This window comes from Amycolatopsis coloradensis (assembly GCF_037997115.1).
Classification (GTDB): domain Bacteria; phylum Actinomycetota; class Actinomycetes; order Mycobacteriales; family Pseudonocardiaceae; genus Amycolatopsis; species Amycolatopsis coloradensis_A.
Genome location: NZ_CP150484.1, coordinates 2,924,291 through 2,940,644, shown reverse-complemented (window position 1 = coordinate 2,940,644; position 16,354 = coordinate 2,924,291). Strand labels below are relative to the sequence as shown.

The 16,354-nt window shown below is 67.9% G+C and carries 18 protein-coding genes; 8 read left to right on the top strand and 10 right to left on the bottom strand.

What is annotated here, in order from left to right; all coding sequences use genetic code 11:
* Positions 1-14: 14 nt before the first annotated feature.
* From LCL61_RS13955 to LCL61_RS13940, 4 genes are all read left to right on the top strand, one after another.
* Positions 15-887 carry an LLM class F420-dependent oxidoreductase gene (locus LCL61_RS13955; RefSeq protein WP_340687216.1) on the top strand — a complete coding sequence of 291 codons (873 nt, stop codon included), beginning with the start codon at positions 15-17 and terminating at the stop codon, positions 885-887.
* Positions 884-1,489: an ABC transporter ATP-binding protein gene (locus tag LCL61_RS13950; RefSeq protein ID WP_340687215.1), complete on the top strand. Its 606-nt coding sequence runs from the start codon at positions 884-886 to the stop codon at positions 1,487-1,489. The genes LCL61_RS13955 and LCL61_RS13950 overlap by 4 nt, the downstream gene beginning before the upstream one ends.
* Positions 1,483-2,730, top strand: coding sequence for a DUF6297 family protein (locus LCL61_RS13945; RefSeq protein ID WP_340687214.1), 1,248 nt, complete (start codon positions 1,483-1,485; stop codon positions 2,728-2,730). Before LCL61_RS13950 ends, LCL61_RS13945 begins: the two co-directional genes overlap by 7 nt.
* Positions 2,731-2,806: 76 nt before the next feature.
* On the top strand, positions 2,807-3,382 hold the full coding sequence (locus tag LCL61_RS13940) for an EndoU domain-containing protein (protein ID WP_340687213.1): 576 nt from the start codon (positions 2,807-2,809) through the stop codon (positions 3,380-3,382).
* On the opposite strand, the gene LCL61_RS13935 is transcribed toward LCL61_RS13940, so the two are convergent.
* Entirely contained in the window at positions 3,379-3,654 is a 276-nt protein-coding gene (locus tag LCL61_RS13935) for a helix-turn-helix transcriptional regulator (RefSeq protein WP_340687212.1), read from the bottom strand. The two genes, LCL61_RS13940 and LCL61_RS13935, sit on opposite strands and share 4 nt — an antisense overlap.
* A gap of 410 nt (positions 3,655-4,064) precedes the next feature.
* The gene (locus LCL61_RS13930) at positions 4,065-5,681 is read right to left on the bottom strand and encodes an alpha/beta hydrolase (protein WP_340687211.1); all 1,617 of its coding nucleotides are present in this window, start codon (positions 5,679-5,681) and stop codon (positions 4,065-4,067) included.
* Between the two features lie 204 nt (positions 5,682-5,885).
* On the opposite strand from LCL61_RS13930, the gene LCL61_RS13925 reads away from it, so the two are divergent.
* Both LCL61_RS13925 and mctP read left to right on the top strand, forming a co-directional pair.
* Positions 5,886-6,164: a DUF3311 domain-containing protein gene (locus LCL61_RS13925; protein WP_340687210.1), complete on the top strand. Its 279-nt coding sequence runs from the start codon at positions 5,886-5,888 to the stop codon at positions 6,162-6,164.
* Positions 6,161-7,804 (top strand): monocarboxylate uptake permease MctP, encoded by a 1,644-nt coding sequence (mctP, locus tag LCL61_RS13920; RefSeq protein ID WP_340687209.1) that lies wholly within the window; start codon positions 6,161-6,163, stop codon positions 7,802-7,804. Before LCL61_RS13925 ends, mctP begins: the two co-directional genes overlap by 4 nt.
* Here mctP and LCL61_RS13915 read toward each other — a convergent pair.
* The 8 genes from LCL61_RS13915 to LCL61_RS13880 all read right to left on the bottom strand — a co-directional run bounded on the left by LCL61_RS13915 (position 7,801) and on the right by LCL61_RS13880 (position 14,565).
* Positions 7,801-8,427 carry a hypothetical protein gene (locus tag LCL61_RS13915; protein ID WP_340687208.1) on the bottom strand — a complete coding sequence of 209 codons (627 nt, stop codon included), beginning with the start codon at positions 8,425-8,427 and terminating at the stop codon, positions 7,801-7,803. The two genes, mctP and LCL61_RS13915, sit on opposite strands and share 4 nt — an antisense overlap.
* Positions 8,428-8,688: 261 nt before the next feature.
* Positions 8,689-9,906: an RNA polymerase sigma factor gene (locus tag LCL61_RS13910; RefSeq protein WP_340687207.1), complete on the bottom strand. Its 1,218-nt coding sequence runs from the start codon at positions 9,904-9,906 to the stop codon at positions 8,689-8,691.
* A complete protein-coding gene (locus LCL61_RS13905; RefSeq protein WP_340687206.1) occupies positions 9,903-10,283 on the bottom strand; it encodes a YciI family protein in 381 nt (126 codons plus the stop codon). The genes LCL61_RS13910 and LCL61_RS13905 overlap by 4 nt, the downstream gene beginning before the upstream one ends.
* Positions 10,283-10,639 carry a YciI family protein gene (locus tag LCL61_RS13900; protein WP_340687205.1) on the bottom strand — a complete coding sequence of 119 codons (357 nt, stop codon included), beginning with the start codon at positions 10,637-10,639 and terminating at the stop codon, positions 10,283-10,285. The genes LCL61_RS13905 and LCL61_RS13900 overlap by 1 nt, the downstream gene beginning before the upstream one ends.
* A 267-nt stretch (positions 10,640-10,906) precedes the next feature.
* The gene (locus LCL61_RS13895; RefSeq protein WP_340687204.1) at positions 10,907-11,830 is read right to left on the bottom strand and encodes a helix-turn-helix domain-containing GNAT family N-acetyltransferase; all 924 of its coding nucleotides are present in this window, start codon (positions 11,828-11,830) and stop codon (positions 10,907-10,909) included.
* Positions 11,831-12,063: 233 nt separating this feature from the next.
* Positions 12,064-12,225 (bottom strand): hypothetical protein, encoded by a 162-nt coding sequence (locus tag LCL61_RS13890; RefSeq protein ID WP_172843476.1) that lies wholly within the window; start codon positions 12,223-12,225, stop codon positions 12,064-12,066.
* 275 nt (positions 12,226-12,500) lie between these two features.
* Entirely contained in the window at positions 12,501-13,691 is a 1,191-nt protein-coding gene (locus LCL61_RS13885) for an ATP-binding protein (RefSeq protein WP_007032375.1), read from the bottom strand.
* A gap of 112 nt (positions 13,692-13,803) precedes the next feature.
* Positions 13,804-14,565 (bottom strand): MerR family transcriptional regulator, encoded by a 762-nt coding sequence (locus tag LCL61_RS13880; RefSeq protein WP_340687203.1) that lies wholly within the window; start codon positions 14,563-14,565, stop codon positions 13,804-13,806.
* A 71-nt stretch (positions 14,566-14,636) separates the two neighbouring features.
* Here LCL61_RS13880 and LCL61_RS13875 point away from each other — a divergent pair, with 71 nt between their 5' ends.
* Both LCL61_RS13875 and LCL61_RS13870 read left to right on the top strand, forming a co-directional pair.
* On the top strand, positions 14,637-15,668 hold the full coding sequence (locus LCL61_RS13875) for a glycerophosphodiester phosphodiesterase family protein (RefSeq protein WP_340687202.1): 1,032 nt from the start codon (positions 14,637-14,639) through the stop codon (positions 15,666-15,668).
* A 129-nt stretch (positions 15,669-15,797) separates the two neighbouring features.
* Positions 15,798-16,304, top strand: a complete 507-nt coding sequence (locus LCL61_RS13870; RefSeq protein WP_340687201.1) for a DoxX family membrane protein — start codon at positions 15,798-15,800, stop codon at positions 16,302-16,304.
* Positions 16,305-16,354: the final 50 nt, after the last annotated feature.

Below are 16,354 nucleotides of genomic sequence, written 5' to 3'. Positions count from 1 at the left end.
GGTACCGTGGCCGCATGGTCAAATTCGGCGTCAACATGGTCGTCCCGGAGACCCGTGCGGCGTGGGTCGGGAAGTGCCGCAAGGCCGAGCACCTCGGATTCGACGTGATCGGCGCGGCCGACCATCTCGGCATGGCACCGCCGTTCCCGGCCCTCGTGCTCGCCGCCGAAGTGACGAGCCGCCCCCGGCTCAACACCTTCGTCATCAACACCGCCTTCTACAACCCGGTGCTGCTGGCCCGCGACGTCACCGGCACGGACCAGTTCACCGAGGGCAGGCTGGATCTCGGCCTGGGCGCCGGTTACGTGAAAGCCGAATTCGAAGCGGCGGGTATGGAGTTCCCCCGCGCCGGAAAACGCGTCGACCATCTCGAAAACACCATCAAAGAGCTCAAGCGTCTCTATGCCGACGTAAACCACAAACCGCCGACGGTGCAGAAACCGGGCCCGCCGCTGATGATCGCCGGACGCGGCGACAGGCTGCTCACCCTCGCCGCCGAACACGCCGACATCATCGGATTCACCGGCACGGCGGCCGTTCCCGACGGCGGCGCGCTCGCCGTCGACGACGCCGCCGGAATCGAAGAGCGAGTGAACTTCGTCCGCGGAAAACTGAACGGCCGCGCTGCCGAATTCAATATCCTCTCGCATTTCGTCGCCGTGGTCGAAGACCGGCGAAAGGGTTTGGAGAGCCTGCGAGAGCTGCTCGAAGGCAACCTCACCGTCGACCAGCTCGCCGAACTTCCGACGGCTCTCGTCGGCACCCACGAGCAGATCGCCGAACAGATCCTTGCCCACCGCGAGCGATTCGGTTTCACCTATTTCACCGTGCTGGAGCACAACATGGACGCGCTCGCACCGGTGATCGAGTCGTTGCGCGGCCAATGATCGACGTACGCGGGCTCGGCGTCCAGGCTGGGGAGCACTGGCTGTTCGACGGACTCGATTTCGAGGTCGAGGCGGGCGAATGTGCCGTCATCGTCGGCCCCAACGGGGTCGGGAAATCGACCTTGCTCCGGTGCCTGTACGGAACGCAGACCCCGCAGCGAGGCCGCGTCGTCGTCGCGGGCGGTAAGCCCGACGAACGCGATGTTTCCTTCCGCCGCAAGGTTTCCGTGCTGTTCGACGATTCCGATTTCTTCGCCGAGCTGACCCCGCTCCAGCATCTCGAACTGCTGGAGGGCTCGTTCGGTACCGATCTCGGCGATTTCGACGCGCTTCTGGCGGACGCGGGCCTATCGGAACGCGCGAAGGTCACGGCGGGCAAGTTCTCGGCCGGGCAACGCCGTCGTCTGTTGCTCCTCGGTGCGACGGCGCGGCCGCACGACGTCCTGCTGCTCGACGAGCCCGAGCGGGCGCTCGATGCCGCCGGGAAGGAGTGGCTGACGTCGTTGATCAAGCGGTCGACCGAGGCCGGGGCGGCCGTCGTCGTGGCCACGCACCATCCCCCGCTGCTCGAAGCGGCCGACTCCACGCTTGAGTTGTGGTGACCACGAAAGCGCCCACGCACGTCCCCGGACGACAGCGATTCGGCGGCCTGTTCAACGGCGACTACCAGACCTTCTTGGCACTGTTCGGTTTCGGCGCACTGTTCACCGCCTTCCAGAACCTGCCGAAGCTCCGGGATTTCCTTTTTGGACAGTCCGTTGTGGACTTCCCGGCGGTGTTCGGGCTGCTGATCGTGCTGTGCGCGATGTTCTGGCGCGGCCTGCTGCGCCGAGGCTTCGTCTGGGCCGAGCCGGCGGCGCTGACATGGATGGACTTCGCCCGCGTCGACCGGCGCCGTGTCGTCGTCAAGCGGATGTGGACGCTCTGGCTCGGCCTGGTCCTGGTGGTCGGTTACACCGGGGCGCTGGTCACCGCGATCGGCGGCGGCTCGAAGGACGTGTGGATCGCGATGTCGGCGCTGACCGCGTCCGGGGCGATCCTGGCGGCGGTCACCGCGCGGCGGACGGCGATCCGCGGGGAAACGCTCGCGCCGGTCGTGCTCGCCGTGGCCGGCCTGGCGGTCGCCGTCGCGGGGTGGGGCGCGATCGCCGTCGAGGTGCTGGCGGTCGCGTTGTTCGTGGTGGCGGTCGCGGTGGCCTTCGGTGGCGAGCCGATGTCCGGGGCCGGGCGTCAGGAACTCGTCGACGGCTGGAACGCGCGCCTCCTGCGGGCGATGGCCGCGGTCTTCATGGACCCCATGCTGTTGATCCCGGAATCGAAGCCGGTGCCGTGGTTGTCGCTGCGGCGACCGACGACGCTGCGGCTCGCGTGGGCCGGGGTGCTCGGCCGGATGCGCTACGCGGCGGCCAGTGTGGTGATCGCGTGCCTGGTCGGCGTCGCGCACCTGGCCTTTCCGGCCATCCCGGTCGCGCCGCTGTTCGCGCTCGGCGCGTACGCGGCGCTCGTGCCGTTCGTCGGCGGGCTCGGCGAACTGTGGCGCAACCCCGGCCGCAGGCGGTGGCTCGGCGCGTCCGACTGGGAGTTGCGGCTGGTCAACGGCCTGGTGATCGCGCTGCTCGGCCTCGCCTGGGGGCTCCTGCTCGGCCTGGTGACGCTGACGCTCGGCGTGGTCCCGGCCTGGCCGGTGTGGCTGGCGATCCCGCTCGCCGTCGTCGCCGCGTCGCGGACGGCGACCCGGCCGCCGATGAACTACGACGTCAGCGGCGGAGCGGCCGGATTCCAGGCCCTGCGGGGAGTCGACGTTCTCGTCGTCGGTGCCGTCTTGCTCAGCGTGATCGCCTGAGGTCACCCGTTCCCGCCTTCGGCTCATCCGAATACTCCGAACGCGGGTTACCCTCGATGCGACGAAAGGAGCACGAGTGGGCGGCGGGCACGCACCGGGAAAGGGGCGGCGGGCGACCAGCGAGTTCCCCGCGGGCTGGACCGACGAGCAGATCATCGCGGTCATCAAGGACGTCGCGAACGATCCGAGCGAGCCCCGCGTCAGACTGCACAACGGCCGCTGGCGCTGCGCCGGCGAGCGCTACGGCGTGCACCTGATCGTGCTGGTGGAGGACAACGGCAACGTCAAGACGGGTTATCCGGTGGCAGGCCCCGGTGTGGTCCGCAATCCCGACACCGCCGCCGACCCTGCGAACCCGACCGTCGCCGACCTGGCCGCCGGCCGGATCAGCTTCTTCGGCGACAGCCTGCTCGACCAGATCTCCGGCCGGATCGCGCCGGACGTACTGGCGTTCTACCGCACCTTGCACTGGTCGGGTGAGTGGGAAGAACTGGCCGATGTCCTCGTCGCGCACGCGATGAACGAGAACCTGCGGCTGGGCGTGGACGAATACGCCACGCTGGAAAGCCTGCTGAACAGCTTCGACCTGCCGATCGACGGCTTCCTCTACCTGAACGACCGGGCACACACCCTGGCCGCCCTGCGCCCCTAACTCGCTTCGGCGACCTGTGAGGTGCCGTGCTCGGCTGCCGCTCGCAGCACGTCCAGCGGCAGCCCGACGGCGTCCGCGATCGCCATCACCGTGAAGAAGGCGGGTGTCGGGATCCGCCCGGTCTCGATCTTCCGGAGCGTCTCGACCGAGATCCCGGCCTCGGCCGCGACCTCGACCATGCTCCGCGACGACGCCGCGCGCGCGTCCCGGAGCGCCAGCCCCAGCCGCTCGCCGCGTTCGCGTTCCTCGTCCGTCAACGGCACTCGCACCATGGCGCCAATACTAATACCGGTCGGGTTGGTCGTGAGTGGCGATTCGGGTTCTACCGTCCTTACCACTCGCCAGGGTGCGGCACCGGCGATGTCACGTGATCGGGCGGACGACACGCGTGACTGGATGGACGACACGACCGCGGCCGGGGCTACGCCACGAACCGTCCGCCGGATCACGCGTGTCGTCCATCCAATCACGCGTGTCGTCCAGCTGATCACGCGAAAGCGCCATTCCGTGCACCTGCAGTAGGTACTTAGGACACTCTTGGCCCTAACCCGAATCGCCACTCACGACCAACCCCACCGAGTTACCCCCAGCCTGTGGACAACTCTGTGCACAGGTCGTGGACAACCCCAAGAAAAGGGCCCCGCCGAGCCGAAACTCGACGGGGCCACAATCCCTAGTGGCTTCAGGCGCCCGCGGGCACCGGAAGTGGGAGTCCGGGGAGGCTCTGGTCGTTCGGCACCTTGCCGTCGACGAGGTAGTCCTCCACGACCTTGTCCACACCCGCGTTGCCGCCGGCGTAGATACCGTGGTCACCCTCACCGGTCACGGTGATCATCCGCGAGCCGGCGAACGCGCGGTGCGCACGGGTCGCGCCCTCGAGCGGGGTCGCCGGGTCGTTCACCGACTGGACGATCAGCACCGGCGGGACACCGCGGCCGTCGAGCTTCGGCAGGTCGACCGGCTTGTTCTTCCAGAAGATGCACGGCTGGATCAGCCAGCCCGCGCCGAGCAGCGGCAGATCACGGTCGATCAGCTTCTGCGACTGGCGGATGACGCTCTGCCGGTTGCCGGTCCACTTGCCCTCGTTGCAGGGGATGGTCCAGAAGCTGGCGTTGTAGGAGTCGCCGTCGGTCGGGACGAACAGCGGCTGCGGGCCGATGACGCCGTCACCGTCCACCGTCTCCGCCTTGACCTTCTGCGCGGCCGTGGCCTTCTGCTGCTGCGTCGAGGAGCCCTCGGTCAGCGTCTTCAGGTTGACCAGGTAGTCGGCGAGTGCCGTGAAGTTGCGCTTGCTGTAGAGGTACGACGCGATGGTCGAGTCGAGGGCGTTGGCCGAGACCGGGACGCCGTCCACCTCGACGGGGTTCTGGGTCAGCGCGAAGCGGACCTTCTCGTAGGTCTGGCGCGCGGCTTCACCGGTCTTGCCGAAGCCGTAGACCTTGTCGTACTTGCCGATCCACGGCAGGAAGTCCTGACGCCAGCGGCGCTCGAAGCCGAGCGGCTGCCAGTCGAACGAGTTCTGCCAGGTGGTGGTGAACTCGGTCGCGGAGTCGAGCAGGAAGCGCCCGGTCCGGGTGGGGAACTGCTGCGCGTAGTGCGCGCCCATCCAGGTGCCCGCCGAGTAGCCGACCCAGTTGATCTTGTCGCGGCCCAGCAGGACACGCAGCAGGTCGATGTCGCGGATGGTCTGCGCGGTGTTGATGAGCGGGCCCAGCTCGCCGGACTTCACCTGGCAGGAGTCCGCCGCGTACTTGGTGGCGTCCAGGATCAGGTTGAGGTTCGCCCGGCTGCGGTCGCGCGGGTCGAGGTCCGAGCCGGTGCCGATCGCGTTGCCGCAGGTGATGTTCGTGCTCTTGCCGGTGCCGCGCGGGTCGAGACCGATGATCTCCTGGTTCACGCGCAGCTTCGTCTGGTTACGCAGACGGGCCGGGAAGTTACGGCCCGGAGCGCCGGGGCCACCCGGGTTCGTGATGACGCTGGCCGTCGCCTTGCCGCTGGTGGCGGCGAGGCGGCTGACGGCGATCGTCAGATCGATGTTCTCGTTCGTCTTGTACCAGTTACGCGGCGCGCGGTAGGTCGCACACTCGATGTTCTCGGCCCCCGGAGGCGGCGCGGACGGCAGCTCACTGGCGGTGCACTTGTGCCAGTCCAGCTTCTGGTCCGCGTACTTCGCCGGAATGTTGGTGGAGTTCAGCGGCTGCTGCCCGGCAGCCTCCGGCCCTGCGAACGCAGGCGTGAACCCGGCCAGCATGGTGCCGGCGACAGCCGGGATCACCACCGCATAGCGGAGTTTCTTCATCCGATGCCCCTTTGATCTTGCGTGCGAAGTTCCTGTTCGCGACTTGCGGCTATTGATATCCGCCGGGGACCCCGACGGCAACCGCCCTTCGTCGTATGGGGCGTCGCTGATCAAATCGATATCGGGCACGCGTGACCCGGGCGGGGGAGAGGTTCTAGGGTCATCGGGACCATCCGGGGGTACGGGAACGTTAGGTGAGGTCCGATGGCGTCAGGTAAGGCAGACGGGAAGGTGAGGGGTTTTCAGTTCAGCCCCTGGAACCTCCTGTTGATCATCCCGTTGCTGGTGCTGATCACGTCCTTGTTCAATTCGGACGGTCCCCGGCTGTTCGGGATGCCGTTCTTCTACTGGTTCCAATTCGTGTTCGTGGTGGTCGGTGTCGTGTGCACCTGGATCGTCTACGTGATGACCAAGGACAAGCCGACCAGTGAGCGTCCCGATCGGCTGTCCGTGGACGAGCTCGACGAGGGGGACGTCAAGTGACCAACATCCAATGGCCAGAGCTGATCATCTTCACGATCCTCTTCGCGGTGGTCACCGTGCTCGGCTTCGTCGCGTCGCGCTGGAAGGCCGGCAACACCCTCGACCACCTGGACGAGTGGGGTCTCGGCGGCCGCAAGTTCGGCTCGTGGATCACCTGGTTCCTGCTCGGCGGTGACCTCTACACGGCCTACACGTTCGTCGCCGTCCCCGCGCTGATGTTCAGCGCCGGCGCGATGGGCCTGTTCGCGCTGCCGTACACGATCATCGTCTACCCGATCGTGTTGATGCCGGCGCTGCGCATGTGGTCGGTCTCGCGCGTCCGCGGCTACGTCACGCCCGCCGACTTCGTCCGCGGCCGGTTCGGCTCGCCGACGCTGGCGCTGCTGATCGCGATCACCGGCATCATCGCGACGATGCCGTACATCGCGCTGCAGCTCGTCGGCCTCGAAGCGGTGCTGCGGACGATGGGCATCAACGGCTCCGGCATCGTCGGCCACCTGCCGCTGCTGGTCGCCTTCATCATCCTGGCGGTCTACACCTACCAGTCGGGTCTTCGCGCGCCCGCGCTGATCGCGTTCGTCAAGGACATCCTGATCTACCTCGTGATCATCGTGGCGATCATCTACCTGCCCTCGAAGCTCGGCGGCTGGTCGGCGATCTTCGACGCGGCCGACGCGAAGTTCGACAAGACGCCGTCGCAGGCGGACGGCATCCTGCTCAACGCCAACAACCAGTTGCAGTACGCCACGCTGGCGCTCGGTTCGGCGCTCGCGCTGTTCCTGTACCCGCACTCGCTCACCAGCGTGCTCGCCTCGCGCGGCCGCAGCGTGATCAAGCGGAACATGGTCGCGCTCCCGGCGTACTCGCTGGTCCTGGGCCTGCTGGCGCTGCTCGGCTACGTCGCGATCAGCGCGTCGGTCTCGCCGATCACCAACAACGCGACCGGCAAGCCCGACACGAACACCGTCGTCCCGGTGCTGTTCGACACGCAGTTCTCGTCGTGGTTCGCCGGGATCGCGTTCGCCGCGATCGGCATCGGCGCGCTGGTGCCCGCGGCGATCATGTCGATCGCGGCGGCCAACCTGTGGACCCGCAACATCTACAAGGAGTACATCAAGAAGAACGCGACGCCGGGTGAGGAAGCGAAGCAGGCCAAGCTCGCTTCGCTGATCGTGAAGTTCGGCGCGGTGGCGTTCATCCTGTTCATCGACCCGCAGTTCTCGATCGACCTGCAGCTCATCGGCGGCGTGCTGATCCTGCAGACGCTGCCCGCGGTCGCGATCTCGCTCTACACGCGGTGGTTCCACCGGTGGGGCCTGATCGCCGGCTGGGTGGTCGGCATCGGCTGGGGCCTGGTCATGCTCTACAACATCCCCAACCCGGCGACCGGTAAGGCGCACTTCGGTGGCTCGGCGCTGAAGCTCGGCGATCTGTCGATCTTCGGCTGGCACCCGTTCAGCGGTTCGCCGGTGCAGATCTACGTCGGTTTCGTGGCGCTGATCGCGAACCTGCTGATCGCCGTGATCTTCACGGTGATCGCTCGGCAGTTGAAGGTCTTCAACGGCACGGACGACACCGAGGCCGAGGACTACCACGCCGACGAGCACGACAAGGATCTCCGCGAAATCGGCGTCCACTAGTCACCGCTGATCGAAGGGGCCGCGTCCTGCCGGGACGCGGCCCTTTTCACGGCCGCGGTCGATGCCAGGTAGAGGACGAGCCCGTTCAGCAGGTGCCACAGGAAGTGCGTTCCGGCGGGGAAGTTCCCGCAGACCGTGTGGTCGGCCGTGCGAAACGAAAGGGACACTCCGAAAACGCCCGCGGCGAGGGCGAACCTGCGGCGGTGTTCACCCCTGAGAACGACCGCGAAGATCACGAGCCCGATCAACGCCGAGAGGTACAGTCCGCCGCCCAGCGACGCGACGGCGGCGGTGAAGGCGAGGAACACGGGGATGCCGAGCCACGACAGTGCGCGGCGGACGCCGAAGAACAGATGCGGGAACACGGCGGCGTAGTACAGGACGAACACCAGGATGAAGCCGGTGTCCGCGGCCGCGGACCAGCGGGTGGCGAGCAGGTGGAAGGCCGTGCTGCCGAGGAACACCAGCCCGATGAGGACGGCGAAGACACGGCCCTTCGGCTGCCGCCAGACCGCGATCGCCGCGATCAGGAACGCGAGATTGCTGAGGCTGTTGAGCGGCTCGCCCCAGAGGCCGGGGGTGAGGCGTTCGCAGTAGCCGTCGACGTACGCCGTCCAGTTCACTCCTCCAGAAAACCCTGCCCGCGTGAACTGCGGATGTCTTCGACGTCGCTGCCTCCGCTTTCGGAAGCCTTCGCATCCCGTCCGCCGCTGCCCGCGGCCCCTGCACCGAGTTGTCCACACCCACCCGCCGTTGTGGACAACTCGCCCCCGAATCCCTCCGGACCCCGCCCCGCGACACCCCCTCCCGATACGCTGGTGCGGGGCGCGCCCCCCTGGGAGTGGTGGGGGGTGGGGTACGCGCGGAGCAAGGAAAAGTCCTGGTCAGAGAGCTGCCGCGCAGGCCGTCAGGCGTCGGGTGAGGAAGCGGCGTTGCGGTTCCGAGCAGGGCAGCGCGAGCGCTCGCCGGTAGTGCTCCGCGGCTCGCGCCGGGTCGCCGGCCCGCAGCCACAGGGCGCCGAGGACGGCGGGCAGCAGGGTGTAGTCCGGCAGGTCGGCCTCGATCGCTTCGAGTTCGGCGATCCCGGCGACGGCGCCATCCACCATCGAAAGCGCGATCGCGCGGTTCAGCCGGGCCACCGGTGACGGCCGCAGCGCCAGCAGATCGTCGTACAGGCCGACGATCCGGCGCCAGTCCGGTGGCGAAGCGGTGCTGTGGCACAGCGCGATCGCCGCCTCGACGTGGTACGCCGACATCTCCGGCCCGGTGCACGCCCGCTCGAACAGCCGCGTCCCCTCGGCGATCATCGCGTGGTCCCAGCGGTCCCGGTCCTGCTCGTCGAGCAGCAGCAGGTCACCCTCCCGGTCGACCCGCGCGGGCAGCCTGCTCCCCTGCAACAGCATCAGCGCGACCAGCGCCCGCACCCTCGGCAAATCCGTCTTCGGCTCGGCCAGCAGCAGCCGCCCCAGCCGGATCGCCTCCCCGCACAGCTCGCCGCGCACCGCGACCTCGCCGGTCGTCGCGTCGTAACCTTCGTTGAAGAGCAGGTAGAGCACGGCCAGCACACTGTCCACTCTGGACTCAAGCGCGTCCGGCCCCGGCAGGGAGAGCGGCTTCCCCGACTCCCGCAACCACTTCTTCGCCCGCACGAGCCGCTGCGCCACCGTCGCCGGTTTCGTCAGCAGGGCCGCCGCGATCTCGTTCACGCCGAGCCCGCCGACGGTCTTCAACGTCAGCGCCACCTGCGAGACCGTCGGCAGCGCGGGATGGCAGCACAGCAGCATCAACACGAGTTCGTCATCCGCCCGACGGCCGGTTTCGTGACCGTCGAGCTCCACGAGCCGGGGCAGCAGGGCGCGCAACGTCTGCTCGCGCCGGACGACGTCCATCGCCCGGTTCCGTGCGGCGCGGAACAACCAGCCCTGCGGGTTGTCCGGCACCCCGCACTGCGGCCAGGTGCGCAGCGCCTGTTCCAGCGCATCGGCGACGGCCTCCTCGGCCAGGTCCAGCCGTTCGGGGCCGAGCGCCCTGGCCAGCGTGGCGACGATCCGCCCGGCACTGTGCCGGAACAGATGCTCCACCACGCCGGCCGGGCGGCTCATGACAGCCCGAAGCGGCTCAGGTGTTCTTCACGTGGAGTGTCGAGCTCGAGCGCGATCTCGCTGACCACGAACATCCCGACACCGTCCACCGCGATCGGATGCGTCTCGAACAGCTTCGCCGCTTCGTCGAGATCAGCGGCTTCGACCACGAGATACCCGGCGACGATCTCACTGGCTTCGGTGAACGGTCCGCCGGTGATCGTCCCGCCGCGCACCACCCGCGATTCCGGGTCCAGCCCGGCGGCCGCGACCAGCTTGCCGGACGATCGCAACTCCTCCTGCCAGGCGAAGTACCGCTCGATACCGTTCTCGGCCGGGCGTTCACCGACGGGCTCGGAATTCTGCGGGAAGGTCATCAGACCCACGAACTTCGGCATCAGTCCTCGCAACCGCGTTCGCCGACCTTGCGCACCTCGATCGGCCCGAACGCCAGATGCGGATGCGTCGCGAAGATCTTCTCCGCCTGATCGAGGTCCGCGGCCTCGATCACCTGATAGCCGCCGACGATCTCGGTGGCCTCGGTGTGCGGCCCGTCGGTCGCGCCCACCTCGCCGCCGGAAGCGCGCAGCACCCGGCCGCTCCTCGACAGCCCGCCGCCACCGACGAAGCTGCCCTCCTTGGTGCGTTCGTCCGCCCAGGCCAGATAGCTCTCGAGCACGCGTTGCGCCTCATCGGGGCCGAGGTGGTCGTGCGAGTCCGTCGTGGAACGGATGAATCCGATGTAGTGGGGCATGGTGTCCTCCCTGGGAATCGATGGTCCCTAGACGAACGAGCCCGCGGCAAATCGACATCAGTAGCGGAAGAGCCGGTCGTGCGGTTCCCGCTGCCGCACGACTCATGGGGCGCGAAGGCCTTCCCGGTCAGGAGGACGGCGTAGTGGCCGTCCGGGCAGCGACCGGAAACGGAGATCATGCCCGGCGCCAGGTCGTCGACGAAATCGATCGAGGCGACCCCGACCACGGCTCGCCGGTCGCAGGTGGGGCAGTAGACGACGAACACCTCACAGCTCCAGCCGCCAGGTCTGCCCGGTCAGCTCGTAACCGAAGCCCGTGATCGTCTCTTCGCTCACCAGCTGGAAGCCGGCCTTCCGATAGATCGCCCGCGCCGCGTCCAGCAGCGAGACCGTCCAGAGCTCCATCGCCGTGTAGCCGGATGCCCTCGCGAACTCGACGCATTCGGCGACCAGGCGTTTCCCTACGCCCCGTCCCCGCGCGGCCGGTTCCAGGAGCAGCATCCGCAGTTTCGCGGTGGTGCCGTCTTCGGCGGGCATGCAGAAGATGCTGCCGACGCGCTCGCCGTCGAGTTCGGCGATCCAGCCCGCTTGGCGCGGGTCTCCGCGCCGGTCGACGTACTCGGCGACGACACGGGCGACGAGTGCTTCGAAGCGTTCGTCCCAGCCGTACTCGCGGGAGTAGAGGGCACCGTGGCGATGGACGACCCAGCCGAAGTCGCCCGGACGGGGCGGGCGCAGGACCAGCGTGGGATTCGAGGCGCGCTCGCCGACCAGCGAGGTGATCGTGTCCATGGCGCCGAGCAACCGCTCCTGCTCGTCTTCACCGAACTTGCCGAGCAGCGAGCCGATCCTGCCCACCGACCGTTGGTCGAGGACGGCGAAGGCCTTGCGACCGTCCTCGGTCAGCCGGACGATCTGACGGCGGGCGTCCTCGTCACTGCGTTCGCGGGTGAGGAGACCGCGCCCTTCGAGTCTCGCGAGCAGCCTGCTCGCGTATCCGGCGTCGAGGTCGAGACGTTTGCGCAGGTCGGTGACCTGGGTCGAATCCTGCTGAGCGAGTTCGAAGATGACCCTGGCTTCGCTCAGGGAGTACTCGGCGTCGGCCGGTCCTTCGTCGAGGACGCCGATCACGCCGGTGTACAGGCGGTTGAAGGCCCGGACGGTCGCCACCCGGTCCGCGGATCGATTCATTTGACCACCTCAACAGATTCGTTGACTAGGTCAAGTGTTACTCCGCGAAGCGGTGAAGGCAAGAAATCTTTCGGGGTGGGCATATGGAAACCCCGTGATGCTGCCAGGTCGGGGGTCCGCCAGCATCACGGGGTCGTAGTGGGTATCGACGCCACGTTCCGCGTCGTTACACCTCACGCACTATGTGTCGTAGGTCACTCGAATGGGCGACACCTACAACGGTTGTCGTCGGGTCAGCGCATGTGCGTGTGACGCGCCTGGGAGATAGCGATGAGCTCCTGACGAACGGTCGCGGTGGCCGCGGTGTCGATCGCCCGGTTCAGGGCCCGGCGAGTACGAGCCTCGGCGCGACGGGCACGGAGCTTGGCGGCGATGTTGTTCATCGGTTTTGTCATCCCCTTGGGAGTAGATCTTGCGTCTTCGTGGCTGTGCTTCTAGTATGCACCCTTTTTCACAAGGATGCCAACGATTATCCGGTGACTTGGCACACCTGCCGATGAATCATCGGCAACTGGGGCGTAAAACCGGAGAGATTTGGTGGCGCCGGTCACTTCTTGATAACGCCAGAGGTGTCTAGCGTCAGCTCTATACGACGGAAGAGGGCGCGATGAAGCGGCGGTAGGGGTTTCTACCGCTTTCTAGCGCTGAGGCGATAAAGCTGGAGAGAGACTTAGTCCCGGCCGAGCAGGTAGTGCCCGAAGTGCGGCACGGTGAAGGCGATGTGCCCGCGTTCGGCGGAGTACACCAGGCCCTTCTTCATCAAGCTGTCCCGCGCCGGTGACAGCGACGAAGGTTTCCGCCCCAGGTAGACGGCCACATCGGCGGTACCGGCGGACTCGTCCCGGCCCTGGGTCAGCTCGGCCATCGCGAGCAGGTACTCGCGCTCGGCCGGCGTCGCCCGCTCGTAGCGGGAGCCGAAGAAGCCGACCGCGAGCTCCGATTCGGCCTCCGGCGCCGCGACCTGGACGTCCTTCACGGTGATGGGATCCGCCGGTGCGGCATCCCAGGCGGCCTTGCCGTAGGCCTGGATGAAGTACGGATATCCGCCCGACGCGTCGAACAAGGCGTCCAGCGCCTCCGGTTCGATGCCCGCGTCCTCGCGTTCGATGGGCGCCATCACCGCGAGGTCGGCGTCTTCGCGCTCCAGCCTGTCGATACGCGCGTAACGGAAGAGGCGCTCCGAGTACGACTTCGACGCCGAGAGGACGGCGGGCACGTGCGGCAGCCCCGCGCCGACCACGACCAGCGGCGCCCCGGACTGCGAGAGTTCGTGGCAGGCCGCGCAGAGCGCGGAAACATCCTCCGGCAGCAGGTCCTGGATTTCGTCGATCAGCAGCGCGACCCCGGTGCCGACGTCGGCAGCCAGCTCCGCGACTTCGGTGAACAGCTCGACCAGGTCGATCTCGATGTCGCCCGAATCTGCGCGGCCCTGCGCGGCGGGCACGTCGATACCCGGTTGCCAGCGGTCACGGAGCTTCGCGTCCGGTTTGTTGGCGCGCAGCGCGAACGCCTTGAGCACGCCGAGCACCTGCTCGACCCGGTCCGGCGCGCGATGGCGCACGGCGAGGTCGCGGATCGCGCGGTGCAGCGCGGCCGACAGTGGCCGCCGGAGTTCGGTGTCCGGGCGGGCTTCGATCTTGCCCGCGCCCCAGCCGTGCTTGATGGCCCGCGAGCGCAGCTCGCCCAGCAGCACGGTCTTCCCCACGCCACGCAGGCCGGTCAGCATCAGGCTGCGTTCGGGTCTCCCGCGGGCGACCCGTTCGAGCACGACCTCGAAGGCTTGGAGCTCGCGCACGCGGCCTGCCAGTTCGGGCGGCCGTTGACCGGCGCCCGGGGCGAAGGGGTTGCGGATGGGATCCACTCTCACACGCTATCGGCGTTTCTAGCGTGGACCCGATATTCCGCCATAGAGGGGTAGGCGTGTCGCGACGGGTTACTCCGAGTGGACGGGTCTGCAGCCCCGTCCCTCGTTCCTAGTCGCGCAGGTTGCGCTCGGCGTAGACCGCCATCGCGTCACGGATGTACTCCGCGGTGCCCGCGCCGTGCTTCTCGTCGTACTGCCCGTAGCGCGGGTCGTCGACGTACAGCTGCCCGAGCCCGGCGAAGTAGCCCTTCGAGACGGCCCGCACGGCCGGCCGAAGCCACTCGTACAGCCGCTGCGTGATCGCCTGGGCCTCGTCGCCGTCGGCGGGCAGACCCTTGGAGCGGGCCTCACCGAAAGCGGCGGCGATGTCCTTCTGTTCGTGCTGGTGCGCCTTCTTGTCCTCGGCGCTCAGCGACTTCCACCACCGGTCACCCTGCTTGTAGGCGTCGGCGCCCCAGCGTTCGGTGACCTCCTTCTCGTACTTCGTGTGGTCGAAGCCGTCGAACACTTCCGTTGCCATCAGTTGTTCACCTCTTTCTGTCTTCCTCAAGGTCGTCCTGACCGATTCGATCTGCCGTCCGAGCCGCTGTCGCTCCTGCTCCAGCCACTTCAGGTGCGTGCGTAGCGCCGCTGTCGTGTCCTGCTCCCCTTCGAGGACTTCGCCGATCGCGGGCAGGCTCAGCCCGAGTTCGCGAAGCAGCAGGATCCGTTGCAGCCGCACCAGCGCGTCCTGGTCGTAGTAGCGGTATCCGTTGCTCCCCACCCGGCTCGGTTCGAGCAGCCCGATGTCGCCGTAGTGGCGCAGCGTGCGGCTCGTGGTCCCGGCCGAGCGGGCGATGTCCTGGATCGACCACTCCTTCTCGTTCGGCATGTCCACGAAGGTAGAGGTTGACGTTGCGTCAAAGTCAATCGAAGTTCACCCGACCGTGGCATGGTTCACCAATGAAGACATTCGCGCTGGTCATCGCCACTGCGCTGACCTTGACGACGGCCGGGATCGCCGACGCGCATCCGCGACGCGCCTTCGACATCCAGGCCCACCGCGGCGGGCTCGGCCTCACGGTCGAGAGCACGCTCGCGTCGTTCGGCAAGGCGATGGAGCTGGGGGTGACCACCCTCGAACTCGACCTCCAGATCACCAAGGACGGCCGCGAGGTGATCACCCACGACCGCAAGACGACACCCGCGAAGTGCCGCGACACCGCGCCCGCGACCCCCGGCGACCCGGCGTACCCGTACGTCGGCAAATATGTGAAGGATCTGACGTTCGCGCAGGTCCGCACGCTGGACTGCGGTTCGCTCCGGCAGCCCGCCCATCCCGGCCAGACGCTCTCCCCCGGCGCCAAGATGCCGACGCTCTCCGAGCTGTTCCAGCTGGCAAGGGACCACCGCGCCTGGGGCATCAAGTTCAACATCGAGACGAAGGTCGAGGCCGCCGCGCCGCACGAGACGGCGCCGCGTGAGCAGTTCGTCCAGCGGGCGGTGCGCGAGATCGTGCGCGGCGGGTTCGCGCACAACGTCTCCATCCAGAGCTTCGACTGGGGCGCGCTGATGCGGTTCCGCGAGGTCGCGCCCTGGCTCCCGACGGTCGCGCTGACCCAGCCCGAGTTCCTGCAGGCCGGTCAGCCGGGCAAGTCGCCGTGGCTCGGCGGGCTCGACATCGACGACTTCGGCGGCAGCCCCGTCCGCGCGGTGAAGTCGTTCGGCGCGAGCACGCTCTCGCCGGTGCACGGCAACCCGCAGGGCGGCAAGGTCGGCGACCCCGACTACCGGCCGTTCACGACGAAGGCGCTGGTCACTGAGGCGCATCGAGCGGGGATCAAGGTCGTGCCCTGGACGATCAACGACCCGGCCACCATGCACAAACTGATCGACGACGGCGTCGACGGCATCATCACCGACTACCCGGACCGGCTGCGGGAGGTCGTGGCCGGCCGCGGCTTCAAGCTGCCCAAGGCGTATCGGGCCCGCTAGCGGAGTCTAGCGCCGTCTAGCGCCAGAGAAATATTTCGCGATACGCCGTTAGCGCGGTTCGGCGACGTGGCGGGCGGGAAGACTGGGGTTAGGTTTGTTTCCCGGGTCCGGATCAGAAAGGTTACGACCGTGATTCTCCGTCGCGTCGCACGTCCGCTCCTCGCCGCGATCTTCATCTCCGGCGGGATCGGCGCGCTGAGGGACACCGAGGGGCACGCCAAAGCCGCGGAGCCGTTCCTCACCGAGTCCTTCGACAAGCTGGAGGGCGTGGTGCCGGAGTCGGTGCCCCGCGACCCCGCCACCCTCGTCCGGATCGACGCCGCGGTGAAGGTCGGTGCGGGGGTCGCGCTCGCCGCGGGCAAGGCACCGCGCCTGGCCTCGTTGCTGCTGCTCGGCAGCCTTGTCCCGACGACGCTGGCCGCGCACCGGTTCTGGGAGATCAAGGAACCGGCCGAGCGTCAGCAGCAGCAGATCCAGTTCATCAAGAACGCCGGCCTCGCCGGTGGCCTGCTGCTGGCCGCCGCCGACACCGCGGGCAAGCCGTCGCTCGGCTGGCGCGCCAAGCGGGCCGCCGCCAAGACGGAGAAGCGCGCCGAGAAGCTGGCGAAGAAGGCCGAGAAGGCCATCACGAAGTGACGACCCGCGTTTAGTCCTCTGGATGCGAAAGCGCATCCAGAGGACTAAAC